Source organism: Armatimonadota bacterium (assembly GCA_035527535.1).
Lineage (GTDB): Bacteria > Armatimonadota > Hebobacteria.
Genome location: DATLAK010000067.1, coordinates 26,723 through 52,386, shown reverse-complemented (window position 1 = coordinate 52,386; position 25,664 = coordinate 26,723). Strand labels below are relative to the sequence as shown.

Below are 25,664 nucleotides of genomic sequence, written 5' to 3'. Positions count from 1 at the left end.
CTTTCTCAGCTCGATGTTGGAGAAGCCGGTGCGCGACCGCTCGGGGCGATACCTGGGGCGGCTAAAAGACCTCGCCATCCGCTGCACCGAAGAATTCCCCCCCGTCTCGAAGATCCTGGTAAGCGCCGGTCGCCGCCGAGAACAAGTGCTGCCGTGGGACCAGGTGCGCAGCGTTTCTGCGGATGCCATCACCCTCGAATCCGAGCAGGCGGAGATTGCCCCTGGCGCGCTGGCAGAGGATGAGTGTTGGCTGGCGCGTTCGATCCTGGACCGCCAGATCGTTGACTTGCAAGGGCGGCGCCTGGTGCGGGTCAACGATCTTCAGATCGCCTACCTCAACGGGGTGGTGCGGCTGGTGGCGGTGGACACGGGCACGCGCGGGCTGCTGCGGCGCCTGGGGCTCGAGCGCACCGCCCTGTACGTGTCCCGCGTGTTCGGCCGCCAGTCGGATGAGCGCCTGCTGAGCTGGGAGTACGTGATGACCCCCCAGCCGGTGTCGCAGCCCCTTCAACTGTCTTTCGGGCGCGAGGCCCTGGCCCAACTGCGCCCGGCGGACCTGGCGGAGATCGCGAGCCAGCTCGGGGCCTCCGACCGCGACACCCTGTTTCGCTCCCTGGACGAGGAGAAGGCGGCGGACACCCTGCAGGAGCTCAGCCCGCGGCTGCAGGTCTCGGTGCTCAACTCCATGGACGACGAGCGCGCCTCCGACATCCTGGAGGAGATGGTGCCCGATGATGCGGCGGACCTGCTCGCCGACCTGCCGGAGAAACGGGCCGACGAGCTGCTGGAGCTGATGGAACCGGAGGAGGCGGCGGAGGTTAAGCAATTGCTCAGCTACCCCGAGGATTCCGCCGGCGGCCTGATGACAACGGACTTCGTGGCGCTGCCCCAGCACCTCACCGCCGATCAAGCCATCGCCCGGCTGCGCGAGCTGGCGCCGGATGCGGAGACCGTGTTCTACGTCTATGTCACCGGCAACTCGGGCCGGCTGGTCGGCGTCCTATCGCTGCACCACCTGATCGTGGCGCCGCCGGACCGGCCCATCTCGCAGGTGATGCTGAGGGATGTGATCTCGGTGCCCGCCGACACCGGCCACGATGAACTCGCGCCCCTGATGGCCAAGTATAACCTGCTCGCGCTGCCGGTCGTGGATGGGGAGCGGCGCTTGCTGGGCATCGTCACCGTGGACGACGCGATGGATACCGTGCTGGAGGAACGCAAGCCGCGCCTCGGCGGGGGCGTGCGGCCGTGACCCGCGGCGTTACCGAGCATCGGCGGCGCTGGCTGCGCCGGCCCACCTGGGCGGGGCTGATCGCCTTCCTCGCCATCGTCGGGCCGGGCATCATCACTGCCAATGTGGACAACGACGCCGGCGGCATCGCCACCTATTCCCTCGCCGGCGCACAGTACGGGTACGCCCTGCTGTGGTCGCTCGTCCCCATCACCTTCGCGCTCATCGTCGTGCAGGAGATGTGCGCGCGCATGGGCGCGGTCACCGGCAAGGGCCTCGCCGACCTCATTCGCGAGAACTTCGGGGTCAAGCTGACCTTCTTCCTCATGCTCGGCCTCTTGGTCGCCAATCTTGCCAACACGACCGCGGAGTTCTCCGGTCTGGCGGCGAGCGGAGAGATCTTCGGCGTGAGCAAGTACCTGGCGGTGCCGCTGGGCGCCCTTTTCGTGTGGTGGCTGGTCGTCAAGGGCAGCTATCGGCAGGTGGAGAAGGTCTTCCTGCTCGCGTGTCTGTTCTATGTCTCCTACTTCCTGTCGGGCATTCTCGCGCGGCCCGATTGGGGCCAGGTGCTGCATCACACCGTCACCCCCACCCTGTCGCTGCGGCCGGCCTTCGTCACCATGCTGATCGGCGTCGTCGGCACCACCATCGCGCCGTGGATGCAGTTCTACCTGCAATCCGCAGTGGTGGACAAGGGCGTATCCGCGCGCGACTACGGGTATTGCCGCATTGACGTCATCACCGGCTGCATCGTCGCCGTCATCGTCGCCGGCTTCATTCTCCTGACCACCGGCGCCACGCTCTACGCGAACCATATCCCCATCCGCACCGTCGAAGACGCCGCCCTGGCGCTGCAACCGCTGGCCGGGCGCTACTGCTCGCAGCTCTTCGCCTTCGGCCTGCTCAACGCCAGCCTCTTCGCCGCCTCGATCCTGCCCCTGGCCACCGCCTACTCGGTGTGCGAGGGCATGGGCTGGGAACGCGGCGTCAACCAGAGCTTGCGCGAGGCCCCCCAGTTCTACGGTCTCTACACCGGCCTCATCGTGATCGGCGCCGGGCTGGTGCTGCTGCCGCGGGCGCCCCTGCTCCACATTATGTATCTCTCCCAGGTCGCCAACGGCATTCTGCTGCCGTTCGTGCTTCTCTTCATGCTGGTGCTCATCAATAACCCCGCCTTGATGGGCCCGTATCGCAACTCGCGGGCGTTCAACTTCATCGCCTGGGCGACCGCCGTCATCGTCATCGCCCTCACGCTGGCCCTAGTCGTGACCACGTTCCTGGGTTAGCGTCTCTCGCCACCAAGTCACAGAGATGCCAAGGAACAGATAGTAGGGGCGCAATTCATTGCGCCCTCCCACAGCGGGCGTGATGAATCACGCCCCTACAGACAGCATACCATCAGATCGTCTTCACGCAACGTCGGAAACGGTACAGCTGCGGCTATGGATCGCACACTCGGCAGAACGATCTTTGACGGAATAGCGGCATTGTACGATGAGGCGCGGCCACAGTACCCGCCCGAGCTGATAGATGCCGCCATCTCACTATCGGGCATTCCGACCGGCGGTGCGATTCTGGAAATCGGGTGCGGCACCGGGAAGGCCAGTGAGTCCTTCGCTCGGCGCGGTTACTCGATGCTGTGCCTGGAACCGGGCCCGAACCTGGCGGCACTCGCGGCAAACAAGCTGAGTGCATATCCACGAGCGGAAGTCCGAGTAACCACATTTGAAGACTGGCCGCTTGAGCCAGAGGTCTTCGATCTCGTGATCGTAGCCGACGCGTTCAAATGGATAACGCCAGGGCTTCGTTACAGCAAGTCCGCCGCCGCCCTGAAACCGTCGGGCGCGCTTGCCATGTTCCGCAACGCCGACGCATCCCCGTATTCTGATTCAGCGTTCTTCAGGGAGTTGCAGAGCATCTACGAGCGATGTCTGCCGCGGTCGGCAGCCGACGCCCCGGAGGGGCCGTCCAGCGGATCAGTCGCCGAGAGTGGAGAGGACCTTTTTGACGATGCAATAGAGAGGCGCTATCCATGGTCGGTCACTTACGACACCCGCAGCTACCTGAATCTGCTTAACACGTACCCCGACCATCGTCTCCTGCCCGAGAAGGTCAGGAATCGGCTGTTTGCAGAGATCGCTGCGCTGATCGAAAGAAACGGCGGTACTCTCACCAAGTCGTACGTTGCCGTGCTGCGCCTAGCGAGGAAGGCGGCAGCCCAGGGAATCTCGGATTGAGAGCGCCACTTGCTTGGTGTCTTTGTGCCTTGGTGGTTAGGAATCCCTTCCTGCTCGCATGCGTCAGCACCCGCTGAAATCGCGGGGCCGCGGGCCCAGGCCGAAATGATGGAGAATCGCCCGCCGGATGCGCTGTGCAGCCTTGCCGTCACCGTAGGGACTGATCGCCCGCGCCATATCCTCATAGGCGCGCTGGTCGCGCAGCAGCGCCGTCGCCGCCGCAACGATGTCGGCGGTCTCGACCCCCACCACCCGGGCGACGCCGGCGGCGACGCCCTCGGGGCGCTCGGTGGTGCGGCGCAGCACCAGCACCGGCTTACCCAGCGCCGGCGCCTCCTCCTGCAGCCCCCCCGAATCGGTCAGCACCAGGTGAGCTCGCTTCATCAGCGACACGAATTGGGAGTAGCGCGGCGCGCGGATGAGGACTACCCGCCGCTCCGCGCCGAGCGCGGCCCGCACGACGTTCGTAACCTGCGGATTCGGGTGCAGGGCATAGACTATTAGGAGGTCCTCGAACCGGCGGGCGAGATCGCGCAGCGCCCGGCAGATGTTGCGCAGCGGGCGCCCCAGGTTCTCGCGACGATGCGCGGTAACCAGCACCAGCCGGCGCTCACGGCTGCCGAGGGCGCGGGCGATCCTGGCGGGCAGCGGCTGATCTTGCCGCGCCACCGACATCAAGGCGTCAATGACGGTGTTGCCGGTGACGTGGATGGCGCTGGCGGCTACGCCTTCGGCCAGCAATGCGGCGCGCGCGGCGTCGGTGGGGGCGAAATGCAGGTCCGCGATGGGCGTCACCAGGCGCCGGAATACCTCCTCCGGGAAGGGGTCGTACTTGTCGCCCGTGCGCAGCCCCGCCTCCACGTGGCCCACCGCGCACCGGTGATAAAACGCCGCCAGCGCGCCGGCGAATGCGGTGGCGGCATCGCCCTGCACTAGCACCAGGTCCGGTCCAATGTCGGCGAGCACCGGCTCCAGGCGCTCCAACACGCGCGAGGTGACGCGCGTCAGGCTCTGCCGCGAGGTCATGACATTCAGGTCGTAGTCGGGCTCGATGGCGAAGAGCGCAAACGACTCGTCCGCCAGCCGCCGATGCTGGGCGGTCGCGATTACGCGCACGTCGAAGAGCTGCGGGTGGCGCCGCAGTTCCAGCACTACCGGCGCCAGCTTGATCGCTTCCGGGCGCGTGCCCGCGACTACGGCTATTCGCTTTCGTTCGCTGCGCTTGACCATCCCCAAGCTCACGACGGCCACGACATGGCGACCGCCAGTGCGGAGCACACGGCGGTCACGGCGTAGATGATCAGCACCGCCTGGCGCTGCGAGAGGCCGCTCTCGAGCAGGCGGTGATGAAGGTGGTTGCGATCGCCGCGGGCGATAGGGTGGCCGGTGTGGTAGCGGCGTATCATCGCCCACGCGGTATCAAGGATCGGCACCGCGAAGGCCACCACCGGGGTCACCAGCACCACCGACGCGGCGATCTTGAAGGTCCCCAGCACCGCTATCGCCGCCGCCGTGTAGCCGAGGAAGTGGCTGCCCAGGTCGCCCATGAACACCCGCGCGGGGTTAAAGTTGTAGGGCAGGAAACCAGTCGCGCATCCCGCCAGCGCCGCCGACATCGCCGCCGCCCCCAGCTGCCCGCGATCGAGCGCTACCGCCGCCAGCGCCACCGAGGCTATCGCCACCACCCCCGCCGCCAGGCCGTCGAGCCCGTCAATGAAGTTGATGGCGTTGACGATCGCCACCACCCACGCCACTGTCAGCGCGCCGCCCAGCCACGCCGGGACCGGATGTCCGGCGAGTCCGCTGATGGTGACACCGAAGGGCAGCAGCAGGGCCGCGCACGCCACCTGTCCCAGGAGCTTCGGCAGTGAGCGCATCTCGCAGCGGTCATCTATCGCGCCCAGCACCGAGATGGCGGACGCCCCCAGCACCACCGCTGCCAGGTGGCCCAGCGGCACATCGGGGCCGATGCGCCCTGCTCCCGCCGCCAGCAGCCCCGCGCCCATGGCGGTCACGAAGCCGATGAGCATCGCGAGCCCCCCCCAGGTCGGCGTCGGGCTCTCATGCACGCGCCGGCTCCGCGGGTGATCAACCGCGCCGGTGCGAAGGGCGAGTGCGATTACCCCCGGGGTCGCCACCGCCGCGACCACGGCCGCCGCGGCGAAACAAGTCACGAGCACAGAGGCTCCGGGCCCGCCCATGAATCCTCCACCCCACGCATGCGGTGACAGCCGCAAGCAGCTGCGGCGACGGTGCGCCCCCGGTGCATGCGCGCACTCGCGCCGCCGCTCCCGAGGGGCGAGGCCCGCGGTGAGTCGAACCCGGGCGCCGCTGGTGGGCGCTTACGCGCCCAGAAACTGAGCGCGTTCGTCCTGCACCACCGGCTGAGTCAATGGGATGGCAAAGGTGAAGGTGGATCCCTTGCCGACTCTGCTGTCAGCCCAGATGCGACCTTTATGGGCCTCGACGAGGTGCTTGACCAGGTAAAGACCGATGCCCGTGCCGCCGGCGCGCCGGGCGTCCCCGCTCTCGACACGGTGGAAACGGGCGAAGATCTTGTCCAGATGCTCGGCCGGGATTCCCACTCCCTCGTCCCTGACGCTGACCTCGACCTCGTCGCCGGCGATGCGAGCCGACACCCACACGTGCCCCCCGTCAGGGCTGTACTTGATGGCGTTATTGATGAGGTTGGTCAGCATCTGATCGATCTTGTCCTCATCCGCAATCACCGGCGGCAGGTCCTCGGCCACATCGAGCACGATGCTGTGGCGAGTGGTGTACGACTGCTGGCTGGTCACCACTCTCCCCGCGAGGGTCCGCAGGTCAACCGGCTTGAGGCTGAGCTCCAGCGCGCGCCCGGCCTCGATGCGGGAGACATTGAGCAGGTCGTTGATGAGCCGCACCAGACGGTCGCACTCCTGGTCAATGATCTGATAGAACTCCGCCTGGGTGTCGCGATCGTAGTAGCCCTCGGCATCGTCGAGCAGGGTGCGGATGAAGCCCTTGATCGAGGTCAGGGGAGTGCGCAGCTCGTGCGACACCGTGGCCACGAACTCCGTCTTCATGCGCTCGACGTTGCGCAGGTCGGTGATGTCGTTGAAGGTGGCAACGACGCCCGCGACCGTGGCATCCTGGTTTCGCAGAAGCGCGGTCTGCACCTGGAATACGCGCTCGCTGGGCGTGTAGAGCGACACCTCCTCCGCTTTCTCCTCCGCGTCCTCAAGCGAAGCGCTGACCAGCGATTGCACCTTCTCGTTGCCCACCACGCCGGCCAGGCTCTGACCCGTGCCGTCGTCCTGGTGCATCCCGAAGATACGGCGCGCCGCCGAGTTCATGAGCAGGATCTGCCCGCTGGTGGCGACCACCACCACCCCGGACAGCATGCTCTGGAAGGTCGACTCGAGCTGCTGCTTGGCGGCGGCGACGGCGATGTAGACCTGGGCGTTCGAGATCACCGACGCCGCGCTGCGCGCGAGCACGGTCAGCAGTCGCACGTCCTCCTCGTCGAACCCCCCACCTCCGCGCTTGTTGAACACGTGCAGCACACCGATGGTCTGACGGTCCACCACCTCCTGGTTCTCGTCGCGGAACTCAATCGCCAGGGGCACGCTCAGGCTGTTGCGCACCTTGAGCAGAGCCACGTTCTCCTTGACCGTGCGCGGGTCCGCGAGCAGGTCATCGCACAACACCGGCGCGCCGTTGCGGAAGGCCTCGCCGGATACCCCCTGCGTCGCGCGCACGCGGAAGGTGCTGACCTCGTCGTCGGTGAGGCCAAAGGCCGGCACCTGCGCCCGCAGTTCCCCTGACTCTTTGTCGTAGAGCATGATGACGCATTTGTCGGCCTGCAAGATCATGGCCACCTTCTTCACAAACAGGCGCAGCGTGTTCTGCAGCTCGCTGGCGGTAGTGATTGGTGGCGGCGCCTCGGTGGCCATCGAGGTCGCCGACAGTTGATCCTCGAGGGTGCGTTTGTTACGTTCCAGCTCCGCCAGCCGCGTACGCAGCCGTTCGATCTCCGCGTGCAGATCGCGGATCTGGTCCTCGGTGCGGTCAGCCACAGTCTTACCTCGCTACGACCAACGGATGAGTTCGCTCAACGGCCTCCATTGTAGGGCAACCTGCGCGCGGGCGTCAAGCATGACGCCCGCAGCAGCATCCGCGCTGTGTCGAAACGGATTCACCGCCCTGATGAGCACCGCCGTCCATTTCAACCGCAGCCGACTTGCGATCAACCATTGGCGCCGCGTCAACCCGGAACATGATGGGACGTCCCTTGTGGGGACGTGATTCCCTCCACGGGGCGGGCAGGCATCACGCCCACGCGCACAGGGCGCAACGCCTGCTTGTCGGCGTTGACGATCACGAGGCGTACGGCGACTGGCGCACCTCCCAGATTACCCAGCGCGCGCACCCGCCCTCACGCTCGACGCGCCTCAGCAGATAGCCGACAGAGACCATCGTGCGTTGGTCGTAGGGGTCGTCGAAGACATGCTTGCCCGTGAGCCGCGCCCAATCCGCCGTGCCCACGTAGCGCACTGATGTCAGGTCGAAACTCACGGTGCGAATGCTGGCGAACGCGTCTGCGGTCAACTGCCGGAACTCGTCAGCGGAGAGGCCGTGCGTGTACTCATCGCGGAAGTAACTCGCGATCGTGTGTTCGGAGTCGAGGTGCGTGTCCAGGAGCTCAATGCGCTCCTGGAGCCACGCCTGCTCGATGTCGCGCTTGGCCTCCATCAGGCTCTCGCAGGGCCAGGAGACGTAGGGGAGGTAGGTCTCGCCGGAGGCCCAGCGGTCCGACTCGGTGACGATCACCACTGGCGGCGGGGCATAGTAGTAGAAGTAGCCCGGATAGGTGTGGCCGTAGTAGTAGGGCCAGATATACCACGGGCAGTCGTGGTAGTGAAGCCATAGGTAGAAGCCAAGATCGTAGGGATAGTACCAGTAGTGGAAGTCCGGGGCATCACGTCGGCGCAGTTCCCGCTCCCTGCGCAGTTGCTCGAAGTAGCCGCGGCTGCTCCAGCCCGGCCGCAGCGGGGACTTGATTCCGTCCAGCAGCGCCCCGTCACCCTTCCATGCGCTCGCCGCGGGCGAGTCGCGTGGAGGGCCCGCGGGAGCCATGACCGGCGATTCGGTCCCCGGTTGCGCGTGCTCAAAGAGCCCGCCGCCCGAGCCCGGCCGGTGACCGGGCTTAGGCGCGGCCTCCGGCGGAGGGGGCGGCTGCTTTGCCTTCACTTGCTTGAAGAATCCGCCGCTGTCGCTCTTATTGCTGTCGCTGTGCTTGGCACTGTCCGCCGAGGGGGGCGCCTTCTTCTCTTTCGCCTTGGCGAAGAACCCAGCCTGGGCAGGGCCCAGCGCCGTGAGCGGCTTCGGCACCGCCCCCACCAATAAGGCCAACGCCAGCAGGCCGGTAGCCCACGTCATCGCCCGCCTCGCCCACAACTTACTCATGGTGGCGTCCTCCTTCGTGTCGTTCCTACATCCTCGGCTTACATGTCGCTGATGTTATTCCCCTTTGGCCGCGCGATTACCCGCCTCGGCTGGTCCTTCGCCGCCTCCTTGTGGCGGGAGGAGCAGCCCGCTGCCGGGATCACTTACACGCCCCCTGGCCGGGGCTGCCATCACCCAGTTGTGAATCGCACGTGGATCACATCCCCTTCCTGCACCACGTAGTCTCTGCCCTCCACTCGCAGCAGCCCTCGTCGGTGCGCCTCTTCCCATGACCCGACCTGATCGAGCGTCTCGAAATCCATCACCTCCGCGCGCACGAATCCACGCTGCATGTCGCTGTGAATGCCCCCCGCGGCCTCCGAGACCGTAGTTCCGCGCGGCGCCGGCCACGCGCGGGCCTCCTTGCCCACGGCGGTGAAGAAGGTCACCAGGTCAAGCGCCTGATAGCTGGATGCGATCACCATGTCCAGCGCGTCAGCCGCCACCCCCAGTTCAGCGGCAAACTGCGCGCGTTCACCGGCAGGAAGCTGCGCCAACTCGGCCTGGATCTTTCCGCTCAGTTCGAGCGATGCCGATCCTCGCTCCTCGGCGTAAGCCCGCAGCCCGGCGGCGAGTGGGCCGGATTCCCCGACATTCTCCGCCACGTTGGCCAGGTAGAGCTCCGGGCGCGCCGTCAGCAGGTGCAGCTCGGCGAGCACCCCCCCTTCCGCCTCGGTCGCTTGCACCGCCGCCGCGCGCTGCCCACGCCCGAGGACGTCGGCGAGGTGCTCGAGAAACACCATCTGCCGGCGCACCTCGGCGGAGCCGCTCTTGGCCTCGACTCGCGCCTTCTCCAGGCGGCGCTCGACGGTGCCCAGATCGGCGAGCGCCAGCTCGAGGTCCACGATCTCGGCATCGCGCCGCGGGTCCACGTCTCCCTCCACGTGCGCCACCTGCGCATCGGCGAAGCAGCGCGCGACGTGCAGAATCGCATCCACCTCGCGAATGTGCGCGAGGAACTGGTTGCCCAGGCCCTCGCCCTCGCTCGCCCCGCGCACCAACCCGGCGATGTCCACGAACGCGACCGTCACCGGAACCGCCCGCTCCTGGCCGAAGGTCTCCGCCACTCGCTCCAGCCGCGGATCGGGCACCGGCACCACCGCCCGGTTCGGCTCCACCGTGCAGAAGGCGTAGTTCGAGACCTTCGCCTGGCCGCCGCAAAGAGCATTGAAGATGGTGGACTTCCCCACATTCGGGAGCCCGACTATGCCGATACGAATCACGCGTCACCGCCACCACCTCCGGTTCGACGGCGGGGGTCGCGCCCCTGCCCGGCGGGCTGCGCTGAACCCCGGGCGCCGCCGAGGCGGACTTGCAGCCCGCTATGACGCCTGGGTCATGGCGCGCTCGGCCTCCGAGACCAGCGACGTCAGCTCGCCCGCGCGATCTCCTCGCGCCACGCTGGTGCGACCGTCGCACGCCGCCTGCGACAACTCCACCAACGGCTGAAGCGCGAGCGCCAGGCGCTCCAGCGCTTCGCGCCGCTGCGTCTGAACGCTGACCTGGCGGGCCTGGTCGCTCAGCCGCGTCAAACGTTCGGCCTGGGCGAGCATGGCGTGCTCGTCAGTGGCGGCAGGGGTGTCGGGGGCGGTCGGCGCGGCCTGATGGAAGCGCAGCTTGAGTTCGCGCACGGCGCGGCGCAGTCCGCGGCCCTCATCCATGAGACGCTTGAGCATGAGGGCCTTGCTGATGCCGGCGAAGTCGTAGATGCGGCGCGAGGACCCGCGCTCGGCGCCGCCGTTGCAGCAAGGGATGATGCCCTTGTCAGTCCAGTAGCAGAGTTGGCGGCGCGTCACGCCGCACAGCTCCGCCGCCTTGCCCGCGGTCAGGCGGAGACGGCCGAAAACTTGCGCGGGATGCACCCGCGCACCGACGGTTGAGTTTGCAGCGAGCGACCCTTCCATGTGCGCATGCCTCCTGATGTCCATGTCAGGACGGCACGCGCCAGGTCCAGCATACGCGACCGACTACCAGGAGCCCGTCCAGCTAGCAGTCGAATGCTAGCACAACGCGGCCTCGCCGCCTAGCCCCGATCTCGTGCAACGTGTGCCGCGCAGCGGACAACCGCGACTTCCCACCTGATCCGTGCTTCGCGCAAAGGCACGAGGTAATGCTGCCTCCGACGCCGAAGCAGCGGTGCGGGGGACTCGTGAGAACAGGTTGAAGCCGCTGTCATCATCGCAGCTACAGGTGGTCACGGGGGCCTTCGGCTACCTGGGCAGACACATCACCTCGCTGTTGCTGGAGCAGGGACAGCGCGTGCGCACGCTCACGAATCATGCGAACCGCCCCCATCCGTTTGGAGATCGCGTTGAGGCGGTGCCCTTCCATTTCGATGTGCCGTCAAAGCTGACGGCGAGCCTGCGCGGAGCAGCGACGCTGTACAACACCTACTGGGTGCGCTTCAGCCGCGGCGACGCCACCTTCGACCGGGCGGTTGCCAATTCGCTGGTTCTGATCCGCGCGGCGACCGAGGCCGGTGTGCGGCGGATAGTCCACATCGGCATCACCAACCCGTCCCTGGATTCGCCGCTGCCTTACTTTCGCGGCAAGGCGGTGGTGGAGCGCGCCCTGCTGGAATCGGGAATGTCCTACGCCATCTTGCGGCCGACGGTGCTGTTCGGCGAGGGGGACATCCTCATCAACAACATCGCGTGGTTGCTGCGGCGCCTGCCTGTTTTCGGGTTATTCGGAAAGGGCGAGTACCGGCTGCAGCCCGCCCACGTGGGAGATGTCGCCGCACTTGCCGTCGAATCGTCCGGGCGGGTGGGAAACGTGATCCTGGACGCCGTCGGCCCGGAGACGTACACATTCGAGGAGCTGGTTCGGCTCGTGCGGCAGCGGGTGGGGAGCCGGGCGATGATCGTTCGCGTCCCGGCGCTTGCGGCGCTCGCCGCCGCCCGCCTGATTGGGTCGCTGGTGGGAGATGTCGTCATCACGCCGGACGAGGTCTCCGGGCTTACGGCCAATCTGCTGGTCTCGGATCAACCGCCGACCTGCCCTACCCGATTCAGCCGATGGCTGCAAGACCACGCCCACGAGCTCGGCGCTCACTACGCGTCGGAGCTGGAGCGACATTACCGCCGCGCGTAGTGAATCCGCTACAGCATCCCCTTTTCCTTCATGCTCAGCCAACGGCCGTCGCCGATGATGAGGTGGTCGAGCACTTCGATGCCCATGATCTTGCCCGCCTCGACCAAGCGCGCCGTGAGCGCCTGGTCCTGCTTGCTCGGCGTGGGGTCGCCGCTGGGATGGTTGTGGGCGACGATAATGGCGGCGCCCGAGTGTGATATCGCCTCGTGGAAAACCTCGCGGGGATGCGCGACGTTCGAGTTGAGGCTGCCGACGGAAACGGAGCGCACGGCGATGCAGCGATTGCGCGTATCAAGCACCAGCACCTCGAAATGCTCCTTGTCGTGGTAGCGCATCTTCTCCATGATCAGGTTGGCGGCGAGGTCGGGGCGATTGACTTCGGGGCGCTCCTCGGTGGTGGTGGCCAGGCGCTTGCCCAGCTCGAAGGCGGCCTTGATCTGCGCCGCCTTGGCCGTACCCATGCCCGGCACCGCCGACAGCTCCGCGACCGTCGCCTTAGCGATAGCTCGCAGGCTGCCGAAACGGCTCAAGAGCTGGTTGCCGAGGGTAATGGCGGAGCCGCGGCTGGACCCGACGCGGATGATGATGGCCAGCAGCTCGGGGGTGGACAGCGCCTCGGCGCCGAAGCGGACGAGCCGCTCGCGCGGCCGCTCGTCGGCGGGCAGCTCGCGGATCAGTGTGTGGTAAGCTTCCATCGCTCCCCCAGGTGCGCGCGAACGCGCCACGGAGCAGTTCGCCTCGACGCCGGGGCGCTCCTGCCGCCGCCGGAGCTGTCAACGCTGGAGCGAGGGCAAGCAATCACATGCGCGACCCGGAGGTCGTGCACACCAACTTGCCGTGCTTGACGCCGCGGGTGCTGACCAGGCGGTCGGCGATGGCGCGCACGTCGGCGGGGCGCCCCTTGAGCACCACGACTTCCAGGCAGTTGTGGCGGTCGAGGTGGACGTGGGTGCTGCAGATGACCGCCCCACCATGCGCGTGCTGAAGGTGGGTCAGCGCCTCGCCCAGTTCGCGGGTCTGGTGGTCGTAGACGATGGTCACGGTGCCGACGACTTGCGACCGATCGCGCGCCCACTCCTCCCCCACCAGGTAGTCCCGGATGATGTCGCGGATGGCCTCCGAGCGACTGCGGTACCCCTTGCTGCGAATGACGCGGTCGAATTTGCGCAGCAGGCGTCCGCTCATGGACACCCCAAAGCGCTCCAGCTCTTTGTCTTCTCTCTGATCGTGGTTTCTCATGGCACGAACGTGTGAGAAGGTAGCACAAGCCGGCGCGTCTGTAAAGGGCGCGACGGAGCCCCGATTGCCCCTCCCCCTGCGGTTGAGTGAGGGTCGCACGGTGGGGCCCCGACCCTCGGGGCCGACCTTCTCGCCCCGACAAGTCGGGGCGCTGCCAATCCACCCCCAACCTTCTTCTCCCTGGCAGGGAGAGGGGTTCGCACACACATCTGCGGCGACGAGTCTCATCCGGCTGCTGAGAACGGCGCTCCTGCGACCCGGCAAGCGCACTTGCGTACTGCCACGGGAACGCTTATAATGCTGGTTCGATGGACAGTTGCAGGCAGGGGACCGCCACCAGGGAGGCTTCATGAAGGTTGTGATCGTCGGGTGCGGCCGGGTCGGCGCCGCGCTCGCCACGTTGATGGCGCGCGAGGGGCACGAGGTCACGATTGCGGACCGGGATGTTGGGTCCTTTCGCCGCCTTGGCTCGGACTTCGTGGGCACGCGCCTGGTGGGCAGCGCGATTGACCAGGACACGCTGCTGCGCGCGGGCGTGCCGAACGCCGACGCCTTCATCGCGGTCACGCCCGGGGACAACACCAACATCATGGCGACGCAGATCGCCCAGACCAAGTTCGGGGTGCCGCGGGCGATGGCGCGCATCTACGACCCCATCCGCGCCGAGGCCTACAGCAAGATGGGCATCGCAACTTTCTGCTCGACGTGCGTCGGTGCGGGAATCATTAGGGACCTCATCGCCGGCGACCCGGTGCGCAGCTACGAGGAGTGCGCCAAGCTCACGAGCGAGCTCGGGCGCTAGGGCGGAGGGGTGAACATGTACGTGATCGTCGTTGGCGGGGGCAAGGTCGGCTACCATCTGACCAAGACGCTGATCGAGGAGGGACGCGAGGTCCTGCTGCTGGAGAAGGACCGGCGGCGCGCGGAGGCGCTAACGGAGGAGCTGGGGGAGGTGGTGCTGGCGGGTGACGGATGCGAGGTGCGGGTGATGTCGGAGGTGGGGATGGGGCGCGCGGAGGTCGTGGTTGCAGTCACCGGCGACGATGAGGATAACCTGGTGATCTGTCAGATGGCGCGGCGACACTTCGACGTCAAGCGCACGATCGCGCGGGTCAACGACCCGCGCAACGAGGAGATCTTCCGTCTGCTCGGAATAGACGCTACGGTGGTGAGCACGCGCATCATCTACAGCCTGATTGAGCAAGAGGTGGACACCGGGCAGGTGGTGCCGCTGACCGCGCTCAAGCGCGGCGGGATCGAGGTCGTGGAGGCGGACCTATCGGAGCAATCCCCGCTGGTGGGGCGCGCCCTCAAGGACATTCACCTGCCGGGCGACGCGGTGATCGCGGTGATCATTCGCGGCGATCAGATGGTGCTGCCGAGCGGTACCACCCGGTTCGAGGCGAGCGATTGCATCGTCGCTCTCACGCGCCCGAATGACGAGCGCGCCCTACGCGAGGTGATAACCGGTCCGCTCGCGTGACCTGCGGGGCGGCGCGACCTCAATTCAGCGCTATCTTTATCTATCAGGGAGGGTTGCTGACATGCGTTTAGGAGTACTAACCGGCGGCGGCGACTGCCCAGGGCTCAATCCGGCCCTGCGCGCCGTCGTCATGCGCGCCATGGACTTCGGCGATGAATGCGTCGGCATCAAGCTCGGCTGGGGGGGGCTGATCAACGGCGACACCGTGCCCCTCACGATTGACGTCGTGGACGACATCATCTCGCGCGGGGGCACCATCCTCGAGTCGTCGCGCACCAATCCCTTCAAGCGCGAGCAGGACCTGCAAGCGACCCTCGATCATATCCAGGAGCTCAAGCTCGACGTCATCATCGCCCTCGGCGGCGAGGACACTTTGGGGGTTGCGCACAAGCTGTTCAAGCTTGGGGTGCACACCGTCGGCGTCCCCAAGACCATGGACAACGACCTCAATCGCACCGACTATACCTTCGGCTTCGACAGCGCGGTGCAGGTGGCGACCGATGCCGCCGATCGCCTGCGCGACACCGCCCGCTCCCACCGGCGGGTGATGGTGCTGGAGGTGATGGGGCGCCACGCCGGCTGGGTAGCCCTGGAAACCGGGGTCGCCGGCGGCGCCGATTGGATCCTCATCCCCGAGGAGCCGCTCGACCTGGACGAGATGTGCGGCCATCTGGGCAAGCTGCGCGAGCGCGGCAAGCACCACGGCCTGGTGGTGGTGTCCGAGGGCGTGGAGGTCACCGAGGCCGACCATACCGCCGCCCACACCGATGATTTCGGCCACGTCGTTCTGCGTGAGCGCGGGGTCGGCGAGTTCGTGGCCAAGGAGATCGAGGAGCGCGCGGGCTTCGAAACCCGACTGGCGGTGCTGGGGCACATCGTGCGCGGCGGGGCGCCCACCGCTTTCGACCGCATGCTGGCCACACGCCTAGGCATTCGGGCGGTGGACTTGGCGCACGAGGGCAAGTTCGGCTATATGGCCTCGCTGACCAACAACCAGTATGTAGGGGTGCCCCTGGAGCAGGCGGTGGCGGAGCTGAAAACCGTACCCCACGAGCTCTACCAGGAAATCAAGACGCTGTTCAAGTGAGCGCGGGAAGGGCCGAGCCATGAAACGCATCGCAGTCATGACCAGCGGCGGCGACGCGCCGGGGATGAACGCGGCCATCCGCGCGGTGGTGCGGCGAGCGGTCCATCATGGGCTGGAAGTGATGGGCGTGCGCCACGGCTACCGCGGCCTCATGGCCGCTGACTTCCAGCCGCTGCCGGCGACCGCGGTCAGCGGCATCATCAACCGCGGCGGCACCATCCTCTTCACCGCGCGCTGCCCGGAGTTCAAGACCGAAGAGAAGCAGCGCCAAGCGGTGGAGCAACTCCATCGCCACGGCATCGAGGGCGTGGTCGTCATCGGCGGGGATGGCTCCCTGCACGGCGCGCACGAGCTGTGGCACAAGTGGCAGGTGCCGACGGTGGGCGTCCCCGGCAGCATTGACAACGATCTTGCGGGCACCGACTCCTCGATCGGCTTCGACACGGCGGTCAACACGGCGCTGGACGCCATAGATAAGATCCGCGATACCGCGGTCAGCCACGAACGCATCTTCGTGGTCGAGGTCATGGGGCGCACGGTGGGTTTCATCGCGCTGCACGTCGGTCTGGCCGGGGGCGCAGAGGCGATCCTCATCCCCGAGATCCCGTTTGAGATCAACAAGATCGGCGTTACCATCAAGCGGGGGCGCGAGCGCGGCAAGGAGTCGTACATTATCGTCGTCGCCGAGGGCGCCGCCCGCGGCTTGGCGGTGGCCGCCGATATCGAGGCCATCACCGGCGCGGACACCCGTGCTACCGTTCTCGGCCATGTGCAGCGCGGGGGCGCGCCCACCGCCGCCGACCGCGTGCTGGCCACGCGCCTGGGCGCCGCCGCGGTGGACTGCCTGGTCGAGGGGCGCGCCGGGAGCCTGGTCGGCATCCAATCCGACCGCGTGGTGGTCTCCCCGGTGGACACGGTGTGGAGTCAGCAGAAGACCATAGACAGATCGCTGTACGATCTCGCGCTGGTGCTGGCGAGCTGAGCCGACGCCGGTCGCTTGCGCGGGCAGGCGGCGCCGGGCGGCGGCGACATACGCAAGTCTAAGTACGCCCGGACCGCGCACTACTTCGGCCCGGGCGGCCATGTATCTCAGGAGGTCTTAACGATATGGGTGACGCATCACAGGCGGGCGCGGCGATGAGCGAGTCGCAGATCGTCCTCCCCCACCTCCAGCCGCTGGAGATCGGGATGCTGTGGGCGGTGCTGGCGACGGCGATCATCGCGCTGCTCTATGGCTGGCACCTGACGCGCAAGGTCATGCGCGCGTCACCCGGAAGCGACGCCATGCAGAGCGTCGGCGCCGCCATCCACGACGGCGCCATGGCCTACCTCGGGCGCCAGTTTCGCACCATGATCTGGCTCATCCTGGCCATTACCATCGGGCTCTACTTCCTCTACCTCGGCAAGTACGCCGAGGACCGCATGATCCCGCTGGGCATCGCGCTGTCGTTTCTGATGGGGGTCTTCGCTTCTTACGGCGCCGGCTACGTCGGCATGGGGCTGGCGGTGCGCGCCAACGTGCGGGTCGCCAACGCCGCGCTCGGCAGCTTCAAGCGCGCCCTGGAACTGGCCTTCCAGGCCGGCACGGTCTCGGGCATGTTCACCGTCGGGCTGGGGCTGCTGGGCGCGACCGTCATCTTCCTCGCCTTCAAGGAAAACGCCATGCGCGTGCTGGTGGGCTTCGGCTTCGGCGGCTCGCTGGCCGCCCTCTTCATGCGGGTCGGCGGCGGGATTTTCACCAAAGCGGCTGACGTCGGAGCCGACCTCGTGGGCAAGGTCGAAAAGGGCATCCCCGAGGACGATCCGCGCAATGCGGCGGTCATCGCCGACAACGTCGGCGATAACGTCGGCGACTGCGCGGGGATGGCGGCCGACGTCTTCGAGAGCTACGAGGTAACCCTGGTCGCCGCCATTATCTTGGGCGCGGCCGCCATCTTCCTGGGCAAGGATATGGGCTTCGGGCTCAAGCTCATCATCTATCCCCTGCTGGTGCGCGCGGTGGGGGTGTTCGCCTCCATCGCCGGCACCTGGTTCGTGCGCGGCCGCGACGACGAGAGCATGAATCCGATGCAGCCGATCAACATCGGCTTCTGGGTATCGGCGCTGCTGGCGGCGGTGGGCTTCGGCGTCGCGACCCTCTTCTACCTGCCGGACTGGCGCTTCTTCTTCGCCACCTTAATGGGCATCGTCCTCGCCCTCATCATCGGCCGCCTGACCGAGCACTTCACCGCCACCGACAAGGGGCCGGTGACGGAGATCGCTCGCGCCACCCGCACCGGCGCCGCCACCATGCTTCTCGCCGGGCTGGCGGAGGGCATGGAGAGCAGCGTGTGGGCGATCCTCGCCATCTGTCTGACCATGCTCGGCTCTTTCGTCATCTTCGGCGGCAACCTGGCGCTGGCGTTCTACGGCGTGGCGCTGGCGGGGCTGGGGCTGCTGACTACGACCGCCTACATCCTGGCGATGGACACCTTCGGCCCCATCTCGGATAACGCCAACGGCATCTTCGAGATGTCCGGGGCACTCAAGGAAGGGGATAGCGAGAACGTCGCCGCCCATCGCATCGTCGCGCGGCTGGATGCGGTGGGCAACACCACCAAGGCGCTCACCAAGGGCTTCGCCATCGCCACCGCGGTGCTGGCGGCGACGGCGCTCTTCGCCTCCTTTGCCGCCGAGGGCGGGCTGGCGGGGGGCATCCCGGTGGATTACCCGCCGGTGTTCATCGGCCTGCTCATCGGCGGCGCGGTGCCGTTCCTGTTCTCCAGCTTCGCCATTCGCGCGGTGGGGCGCGCGGCGAGCCTGTTGGTCGAGGAAGTGCGCCGTCAATTCCGCGAGATCCCGGGCATCATGGAGGGCACCGGCCGCCCCGACTACTCGCGCTGCGTCGCGATCAGCACCGCCGCCGCCCAGAAGGAGCTGATCGGACCCGGCCTGCTGGCGATAGCCACGCCCATCGCGGTGGCTTTCGGACTCGGCCCCGCCGCCCTGGGGGGCTACCTTGCGGGAGCGATCCTCACCGGCCAACTCCTGGCCGTGTTCATGGCCAACACCGGCGGCGCGTGGGACAACGCGAAGAAGAAGATCGAGGACGGCCTCTACGGCGGCAAGGGCAGCGACAACCACAAGGCGGCCGTCATCGGCGACACGGTGGGCGATCCGCTCAAGGATACCGCCGGCCCCGCGCTGAACCCGCTGATCAAGGTAATGAACCTGGTCGCGATCCTCATCGCGCCCTTCGTCGCGGTCGGGCAACTGGAGACGATGAACCTGGCCGGGCGGGCGCTGGTGGTGGCGGCGGCTATCGCCGCGCTGGCGGTAGCGGTAGGCTTCAGCAAACGCAGCGGAGTCACGGCTGAACCGTCGCCCGGGGAAGGCGGCGACGCGAGCGGCTGACGGCGCCGTCGGCCGCGGGCGTCAACGCCACTGCTGCGACGAGTCCTGCATGCGTTCGACGATGCGGCCCACCTCGGTCACGATGCCGCGGCGCACCGTCGCCTCCCAGAAGCGGATCTGCCCGGCGCCGGCCTCGCGCGCCTCGAACAGGGCTTCGTCGGCGCGGCCGATGAGCTGGTCCGCGTTGCTGGGCATTTCGCGTGCCACCACGGCGCCCGCGCACAGCGTGACACAGTGCGCCTCGTCTTCACCCTCGAATCGGAACTCGCGGTGAGCCATGGCCTGGCACACCCGCGTTGACACTGCGCGGGCCGCGTCAATCCCGCCGTGCGGCAGCAGCACCGCGAGCTCGTCGCCGCCGAAGCGCGCGACGATGTCCTGCGACCGCACATAGCGCCGCAGCAGGTCGGCGAACGCCAGCAGCACCGCATCCCCGGCCGCGTGTCCGTGCTCGGAGTTGATGCCACGCATGCCGTCCACATCGAACAGCACGACGGCAATGGGAGCGCCGTTTACGCGCGCCGCTTCGACCTCCGCCGTCAGCAGCCGCCGGAACTCGCTGCGATGATAGAGGCCGGTGAGTTCGTCGGTCACCGACAGCCGGCGCACCTCGGTCGCCAGGCGCGCGTTCTCAATCGCCACCGCGGCCTCCTGCGTCAGCGCCGTCAACAGCTCCAGCTCCGCCTGCGCGAAGGTGTCGCCGGAGCGACTAAAGAGCTGCAGCGCCCCGTAGGTATGATCTCCGTACGCAAGGGGCACCGACACCGCACAGCAGCCGTCGCCTGGGCGGTTGAGCTCCGGATGCCGCCCCAGCGGGTCGGTCACGGTCGGCGCCCGCTGCACCAGGCAGTGCTCCGCCAGGTGGAGATCGAACGGCGGTTGCTCACACATATGGGTGCGCGCTCGCTGAGCGCGCGAGGTAACCGCGACTTGGCCGAAGTCGCGCCCGGTCTCGTGCTCGCCGGCGGCGACGCGGGTCGCCATCACCGTCAGTTGGCCGGCCTCACCGCTTAGCGCCAGGTAGCCGGCGCTCGCGCACGACAGCTCCAGCGCCAACTCCAGGGTCGTGTCCGCCACGCTTTGCAGGCCGTTCTCGGTGTGCACCGCGCGGGCGACGCGGTAGAGTGCCGACAGTCGCTCGACTGCGCGTTCGAGCCGGTCCGTCAGCTGGCGCTGGCCCCTGGAGAGCGTCGCCACGGTCCCGAAAAACAGCGCCAACACCAGCGCCGACCCGCCGAATGTCGCCAGCTGCAGCGCCGCGGTGCTGACGACCGTGGACTCGAGGCCGCCCGCGACCATGATTAGCGCGTAGCAGAGTCCGGCCAGCGCCGACGACATGATCGCCTGACGGAAATCCAGCCGCATGCTGGCGTTCAGAATGGGCAGGTAATAGAGCAGATAGTACTCACTGTGCAAGCCGCCGGTATGCCACACCAGCCCGGTAATGTAAAACACGTCCAGGCTCACCAGCGCCCCGGTGTCGGGCCGGTGACGGCGCGCGTAGTGCTGGGCCATCGCCGTCACCAGGATATAGACGCCGCCGAAGGCGAGGAAGAGGTCCAGTCCAAGGCCGGGCGCGCCGGGATAGGCACGCAGGCGCGTCATGATGGTGGTCGTCAGCAGGACGACGGCGCGCACTACTGACGCGACTCTATCGAGCACCTGGGGGTAGTGATTCTTCATCTCGAGATCGGCTCCGCCGCCGGGGCGTGGGTCATGATGCCGCCCGGCGCTGCGCCTATGATGTGCGCGGTCACGTTGCGTGTCGGGGCACGACGCGCGCTCCCCGCCGCCACTCGCAGACCTTGCTCCTGCCCGAATCCTTGGCCTCGTACAAAGCGCGATCCGCCTTCTGCAGGAGCAGGCTGGCCGAGAGTTCGCCCTCTGATGCAGCCACGCCGATGCTGACCGTGGGCTGCCAGCCGTCGGCGGCCCAGCCAAACCGCAGCGCCCCCAGCTCGCGCTGTATCTTGTCGGCGACTGCCCGAGCGCCGGAGATATCGGTCTGCGGCAGGATGATGGCGAACTCGTCCCCGCCGTAGCGCGCGGCAGTGTCCTCAGTGCGAATGACGGCCTCGAGGCGGCCCGCGAGCGCCTGCAGCACCTGATCGCCTGCCTGGTGCCCGTAGGAATCATTGCAGTGCTTAAAGTCGTCCGCGTCCAGCAGCACCAGCGACACCTGCCCGCCATGGCGCGCGGTGCGGCGGATCTCCGCCTCCAGGCGCCGCTCGAACTCGCGCCGGTTATAGATCCCCGTAAGGTAGTCCACCGCGGCGGCGCGCTTGGTCTCCGCGCGCAGGCGCACGTTCTCGATCGCCATGCCGCCCTCCGCGCACATGGCCCGCAGCAGTTCGATCTCGTGCACGCTGAGACCGCTCGGCGAGCCGCTACGCACTTGCAGCACCGCTAGCGGACTGCGCCCGACGAACAACGGCACCGCCACCCGCCGCACCGGACTCGCGGCATCCGGCTGGCCTGCTTCGCGCGACACCGAGTCGCGCCGCTCCACCGCCTCGCGCGCCAGTTCCTCGTCGAAGTCCAACTCCGGCGCGCCCTCCGCGTGCTGCCGCGCGAGCACTTGGAACTTGCCGTCGTCATCCAGCATCGCCAGCGCCCCGCTGTCGGCCTCCGATAGGCGCGTCGCCTGACGCAGCATCGTGTCCAGCACGTCCCGCACGCTGTCACGGGCGCTGCCCGCCCGCGCCACATCATAGACGGCAGACACGCTCTCCAGCGCCTCTTGCAGACGCCGGTTCAGCAGGCGATTGGCGCGCGCCTCATGCGCCAGCATGGCGAAGAAGATGGCGAGAATCACCACCGATCCCCCGAAGGTTCCGGCGCGAAGCAAGCTCGTCGTCACCACCGGCACCATCGGCCCGGTGCCAATCGCGATGAGGACGTAGCTCAACCCCGCCAGCAGCGAGGTGGTGATGGCGTCACGGAAGTTGAGGCGAGCCGCCCCGTGGAGGATGGGCAGGTAGTAGAGCAGATAGTACTCGCTGCGCGTTCCCCCCGTGTACCACACCAGCCCGGAGATCAAGCCGATGTCGCAGATGAGGAAGAAGCGAGTGAGCCCCTCCACCGGCTCCCGCCGCGGCAGAAAGGTCGTGGCCAGGACATAAACGCCGCCCATTCCCAGCAGCAGATCGAGCGGCCCGATCGCCAGGCGCGGGTCTCGCAGGCGCACCATGATCACAACCGTCAGCAGCACCACCAGGCGCACGACGGACGTTACCTGCACCGTCGGCGTCGGTGGATCGCTGAGGCCGGCTAAGCCGGTAAAGGGACGGCCCAGCGCCGGCGGCCGTCCGGGCTCGACTGCGGACATAGCGGACCCCTTTGGCGGATGGTTCCTTGGCCTTATTCCATATTGGCGACCGATTTGTCGTTTCCCACACAACCGACGAAGCGACAGCTCGAGCTGGGAGCGGAGCGACCGGCGGGGAGGGCGTTCGGGGGGACCAAAAGCGAACGGAGCCGACATCCTGCGGCTCCGTTCGCGTTGCTGTGTAGAGGCTCGAGGCCGCCTGCAAGCAGGCGCTAACCTGAAGCCTCACCTCGTGCTAAGTCGGCCATATGCACACCACCTCCTTTCGCTGTCGGCAATGCTATACCCGGGACGCCAGTCGTGTCAAGCAGTCCGGGGTCCCTGCCTGGGGCCCCTGCCGACAACGGCCGGCGACAAGCCGCGGATCGCGCACCACGTGGTCGTCCACGGGTTGCAGGAATGGCCGCGCGCGCGCCGAAGAACGCAGCTACCGAGGTCAAAGGTGTTATCCACATGAGTTCCAAGATAACGAGCGCTGCGGTCGCACGTGAGCGCGCCGCGCTGGTGGACGCTCACCGACGGGCGCGGCGACTGGCGGCCAAGGGCGACTTCGCCTCCGCTATCGAGCTCCTTCGCGGTCGCGTGCGATGCGCGAAGCGCCTGCACCAGCGCAGGCAGACGGCCGCGCTGGTCCCCGCGCTGATAACCCTCGGGTCGTGCTGCGTTGAGGCGGGACTGGCGCAGGAAGGCATGAGGCACCTGCGCCGGGCCATTGATCTCGATCCGCGCAACACCGAGGCGTACTGCGCCCTCGCGCGCGCCTGCGAGTCGTGCCACTTGCCGGATATCGCCGTAGAGTTGTTCCAGGAGGCTGTGCGCGCCGATCCCGACTGCGCGTGCGCGCACAAGGGTCTGGCCTCGTACTACCTGGCGCAGGAGCGCTTTGAGGATGCCGCCCGGGAGTGCCTGCGCGCGACCGAGCTCGACCCGGACTACGAGCCGAGCTACGTTGAGCTGGCCCTCGCCAGCGAACGCGCCGGCGATGCCGCGCAGGCGGCGGCGGCCCTCGAGCAGGCCATCCGCATCAACCCGGACAACCTTCAGTATCGGCTCGGCCTCGCCCGCAATCTCATGCTGCAGGGGCGCCTGCGCGAATCCGCCGACTGTCTGCGCCGGACTGCGCGCGCCTTTCCCGACAGCATCGAGGTGCGCTGCGCGCTGGCGGAAGTGTGCGCGGATCTCGGCTGCCACGACGAGACCATCGAGCACGCGACTGAGATTCGGGTGCTCGCGCCCACCAATCCCGCCGGCTACGAGTTGCTGGCGGTGGGCTACTACCAGAGCGGCCGCCTGGCGGATGCGCTGGCGGCGGTGCGACGTCTCACTCGCCTCCAGCCCCGGGAGGCGCACCACCACCTCAAGCTCGGAGTGCTCCTGCAGCAGCAGGGACATGTCGCCCAGGCAATGCACGAGTACCTGCGCGCGGAGATGATGAGCGCAGGCGACGACGATGACACCGCCCATGCCTGTCGCCAGGCGATCGACAACCTCGACGACGTGCAGGTGCGGCAAGTACTGCTGCGCGCAGCCGAGGACCGCGTGTTCCGCGTCAAGCTGCTGCGCGACCCCGCCCGCGCGCTGCGCGACCATGGCTTCCACCTGAGCGACGAGGCGATGGATGCGCTGTCGAGGATGGACCTGGAGTTGGCGCACCCGTGGGCTGATGACGCCGGCCCTCGCGTCTACCACTAGGATGGCGGTTGAAGGGCGCCAGAGCCGGGGTGATGCGCGTTCCGCCCCGCGGCCGTGGAGGGCGCGGGCGCTCGCCTTGGGGGGTGAGGCGGACATCACCGCTGAGCTGCAGCGCATGGGCGCCCCTCCCGCCGACGCCGCCGACATCACGGCTGAGGCGCGACTGCGGCTAGTCAAGATAGACGCCGTGCCCGCCGCGGCGGCCGCCGTGGTGCGACGCGAGATGTCGGCCTGCGGCGGCCGCGCCGTGATCGGCGGCGCCAAGGACCAAGCGAGCGGTTGCCTGCTCGTGGGGACGATCGCGGACTTTCGGCGCCTGTGCGAGCGGCTGGTTTCCGCGCCCCACGGCCTCGACCGGGCGGCGGCGGAAATCGGGCGCGCCCTGCGCGATTTCGATACGCCCCTCTCCGGCGCTCTGAGCTGCGGCTCGCGCACGCTCCCGCTCGGCGAGCGAACCCTGGTCATGGGCGTGATCAACGCCACTGCCGATTCCTTCTCGGGTGACGGCCTGGGGGGCGACATCGCGGCGATGATCGCACGCGGCGAGGCGATGGCGACCGCGGGTGCGGACCTCCTGGACCTCGGCGGCGAGTCAACGCGTCCCGGTGCAGACCCGGTGGACAGCCACAGCGAGATCGCGCGCGTGGTGCCGGTGATCGAGGGGCTGCGCCGCCGCGTCGCCGCGCCCATATCCATCGATACCTACAAGCCCGAGGTGGCGCGCGCCGCGCTCGACGCCGGGGCCAGCGTCATCAATGACATCAGCGGCTTGCGCGCGGATCCCGAGATGGCCGCGCTCGCCGCCGCTCGCGGCGCGCCGGTCGTGGTCATGCACATGCAGGGCACACCCAAGACCATGCAGCAAGCCCCTGACTACGACGACCTCCTGGGCGAGATTGCGTCCTCTCTCCGTGATTCCGTGGAGCTGGCCGAGCGCGCCGGCGTACCGCGCCATCAGGTGGTGATAGACCCCGGCTTCGGCTTCGGCAAGACGGTCAATCACAACCTGGAGATCGTCCGCCGGCTGCGGGAGCTCAAGAGCCTCGGGCAGCCGGTGCTGCTGGGGCCGTCGCGCAAGTCCACCATTGGCAGGGTGCTCGACCTTCCCCCGCAGGAACGATTGGAGGGCACGCTGGCGGTGCTGGCGCTGGCGGTCGCCAACGGCGTGGATATCGTGCGCGTTCACGATGTGGCCGCCGCCGTGCGAGCGCTGCGCATGGCTGACGCGGTGGTGCGCGGCTGGGCTGGCGACTAGCTGCCTCCGGGCTCGCGCCCCGCAGCCCTCCGCGCCGACCCACATTCCTCAGTCTTCGCTCTCCCCCGCCTTTGGTTGCCCTGCCATGCACTCGAAGGTTGACGCCGGACCCGCCTAAACGTATGATGTACACACAGAC

Annotated in this window: 21 protein-coding genes; 11 read left to right on the top strand and 10 right to left on the bottom strand. The window is 67.7% G+C overall.

Annotation, left to right across the window (positions count from 1 at the left end; translation table 11 throughout):
- The 3 genes from VM221_04455 to VM221_04445 all read left to right on the top strand — a co-directional run.
- Positions 1 to 1,252: CBS domain-containing protein (locus VM221_04455; protein ID HUT74072.1), on the top strand; the 1,252-nt coding region annotated here is incomplete at its 5' end.
- Positions 1,249 to 2,517, top strand: coding sequence for an Nramp family divalent metal transporter (locus VM221_04450; protein HUT74071.1), 1,269 nt, complete (start codon positions 1,249 to 1,251; stop codon positions 2,515 to 2,517). The genes VM221_04455 and VM221_04450, both read left to right, overlap by 4 nt.
- Before the next feature lie 201 nt (positions 2,518 to 2,718).
- Positions 2,719 to 3,468: a class I SAM-dependent methyltransferase gene (locus VM221_04445; GenBank protein HUT74070.1), complete on the top strand. Its 750-nt coding sequence runs from the start codon at positions 2,719 to 2,721 to the stop codon at positions 3,466 to 3,468.
- A 63-nt stretch (positions 3,469 to 3,531) separates the two neighbouring features.
- Here the strand turns inward: VM221_04445 and wecB are convergent, their stop codons facing one another.
- The 6 genes from wecB to VM221_04415 all read right to left on the bottom strand — a co-directional run bounded on the left by wecB (position 3,532) and on the right by VM221_04415 (position 10,859).
- Positions 3,532 to 4,719 (bottom strand): UDP-N-acetylglucosamine 2-epimerase (non-hydrolyzing), encoded by a 1,188-nt coding sequence (wecB, locus tag VM221_04440; GenBank protein ID HUT74069.1) that lies wholly within the window; start codon positions 4,717 to 4,719, stop codon positions 3,532 to 3,534.
- Positions 4,707 to 5,669, bottom strand: a complete 963-nt coding sequence (locus tag VM221_04435; GenBank protein HUT74068.1) for an MraY family glycosyltransferase — start codon at positions 5,667 to 5,669, stop codon at positions 4,707 to 4,709. The genes wecB and VM221_04435 overlap by 13 nt, the downstream gene beginning before the upstream one ends.
- A gap of 141 nt (positions 5,670 to 5,810) precedes the next feature.
- Entirely contained in the window at positions 5,811 to 7,526 is a 1,716-nt protein-coding gene (locus tag VM221_04430; GenBank protein ID HUT74067.1) for an ATP-binding protein, read from the bottom strand.
- 301 nt (positions 7,527 to 7,827) lie between these two features.
- Positions 7,828 to 8,916 (bottom strand): hypothetical protein, encoded by a 1,089-nt coding sequence (locus tag VM221_04425; protein HUT74066.1) that lies wholly within the window; start codon positions 8,914 to 8,916, stop codon positions 7,828 to 7,830.
- Positions 8,917 to 9,086: 170 nt separating this feature from the next.
- Complete coding sequence (ychF, locus tag VM221_04420; GenBank protein ID HUT74065.1) at positions 9,087 to 10,178, bottom strand: redox-regulated ATPase YchF; 1,092 nt, start codon at positions 10,176 to 10,178, stop codon at positions 9,087 to 9,089.
- Between the two features lie 99 nt (positions 10,179 to 10,277).
- Positions 10,278 to 10,859: a MerR family transcriptional regulator gene (locus VM221_04415; protein HUT74064.1), complete on the bottom strand. Its 582-nt coding sequence runs from the start codon at positions 10,857 to 10,859 to the stop codon at positions 10,278 to 10,280.
- Between the two features lie 256 nt (positions 10,860 to 11,115).
- Here VM221_04415 and VM221_04410 point away from each other — a divergent pair, with 256 nt between their 5' ends.
- Entirely contained in the window at positions 11,116 to 12,048 is a 933-nt protein-coding gene (locus VM221_04410) for an NAD-dependent epimerase/dehydratase family protein (GenBank protein ID HUT74063.1), read from the top strand.
- 8 nt (positions 12,049 to 12,056) lie between these two features.
- Here VM221_04410 and radC read toward each other — a convergent pair whose 3' ends face one another.
- Both radC and nikR read right to left on the bottom strand, forming a co-directional pair.
- On the bottom strand, positions 12,057 to 12,743 hold the full coding sequence (gene radC, locus VM221_04405; protein ID HUT74062.1) for a DNA repair protein RadC: 687 nt from the start codon (positions 12,741 to 12,743) through the stop codon (positions 12,057 to 12,059).
- A 103-nt stretch (positions 12,744 to 12,846) separates the two neighbouring features.
- Positions 12,847 to 13,287: a nickel-responsive transcriptional regulator NikR gene (gene nikR / locus VM221_04400; GenBank protein ID HUT74061.1), complete on the bottom strand. Its 441-nt coding sequence runs from the start codon at positions 13,285 to 13,287 to the stop codon at positions 12,847 to 12,849.
- A gap of 349 nt (positions 13,288 to 13,636) precedes the next feature.
- On the opposite strand from nikR, the gene VM221_04395 reads away from it, so the two are divergent.
- The 5 genes from VM221_04395 (at position 13,637) to VM221_04375 (ending at position 19,250) form a co-directional block, all read left to right on the top strand.
- Positions 13,637 to 14,089 carry a TrkA family potassium uptake protein gene (locus VM221_04395; GenBank protein ID HUT74060.1) on the top strand — a complete coding sequence of 151 codons (453 nt, stop codon included), beginning with the start codon at positions 13,637 to 13,639 and terminating at the stop codon, positions 14,087 to 14,089.
- Between the two features lie 15 nt (positions 14,090 to 14,104).
- Positions 14,105 to 14,770 carry an NAD-binding protein gene (locus VM221_04390; GenBank protein HUT74059.1) on the top strand — a complete coding sequence of 222 codons (666 nt, stop codon included), beginning with the start codon at positions 14,105 to 14,107 and terminating at the stop codon, positions 14,768 to 14,770.
- Positions 14,771 to 14,831: 61 nt separating this feature from the next.
- Positions 14,832 to 15,857, top strand: coding sequence for an ATP-dependent 6-phosphofructokinase (locus VM221_04385; GenBank protein ID HUT74058.1), 1,026 nt, complete (start codon positions 14,832 to 14,834; stop codon positions 15,855 to 15,857).
- Positions 15,858 to 15,876: 19 nt separating this feature from the next.
- Positions 15,877 to 16,839: a 6-phosphofructokinase gene (pfkA, locus tag VM221_04380; GenBank protein ID HUT74057.1), complete on the top strand. Its 963-nt coding sequence runs from the start codon at positions 15,877 to 15,879 to the stop codon at positions 16,837 to 16,839.
- A 125-nt stretch (positions 16,840 to 16,964) separates the two neighbouring features.
- Positions 16,965 to 19,250 (top strand): sodium-translocating pyrophosphatase, encoded by a 2,286-nt coding sequence (locus VM221_04375; GenBank protein HUT74056.1) that lies wholly within the window; start codon positions 16,965 to 16,967, stop codon positions 19,248 to 19,250.
- A 21-nt stretch (positions 19,251 to 19,271) separates the two neighbouring features.
- On the opposite strand, the gene VM221_04370 is transcribed toward VM221_04375, so the two are convergent.
- Both VM221_04370 and VM221_04365 read right to left on the bottom strand, forming a co-directional pair.
- Complete coding sequence (locus VM221_04370) at positions 19,272 to 20,933, bottom strand: sensor domain-containing diguanylate cyclase (GenBank protein HUT74055.1); 1,662 nt, start codon at positions 20,931 to 20,933, stop codon at positions 19,272 to 19,274.
- A 70-nt stretch (positions 20,934 to 21,003) separates the two neighbouring features.
- Entirely contained in the window at positions 21,004 to 22,578 is a 1,575-nt protein-coding gene (locus VM221_04365; protein ID HUT74054.1) for a sensor domain-containing diguanylate cyclase, read from the bottom strand.
- A gap of 453 nt (positions 22,579 to 23,031) precedes the next feature.
- Here VM221_04365 and VM221_04360 point away from each other — a divergent pair, with 453 nt between their 5' ends.
- Positions 23,032 to 24,270 carry a tetratricopeptide repeat protein gene (locus VM221_04360; GenBank protein ID HUT74053.1) on the top strand — a complete coding sequence of 413 codons (1,239 nt, stop codon included), beginning with the start codon at positions 23,032 to 23,034 and terminating at the stop codon, positions 24,268 to 24,270.
- 76 nt (positions 24,271 to 24,346) lie between these two features.
- The gene (folP, locus tag VM221_04355) at positions 24,347 to 25,525 is read left to right on the top strand and encodes a dihydropteroate synthase (GenBank protein HUT74052.1); all 1,179 of its coding nucleotides are present in this window, start codon (positions 24,347 to 24,349) and stop codon (positions 25,523 to 25,525) included.
- The last annotated feature ends 139 nt before the right edge of the window (positions 25,526 to 25,664 follow it).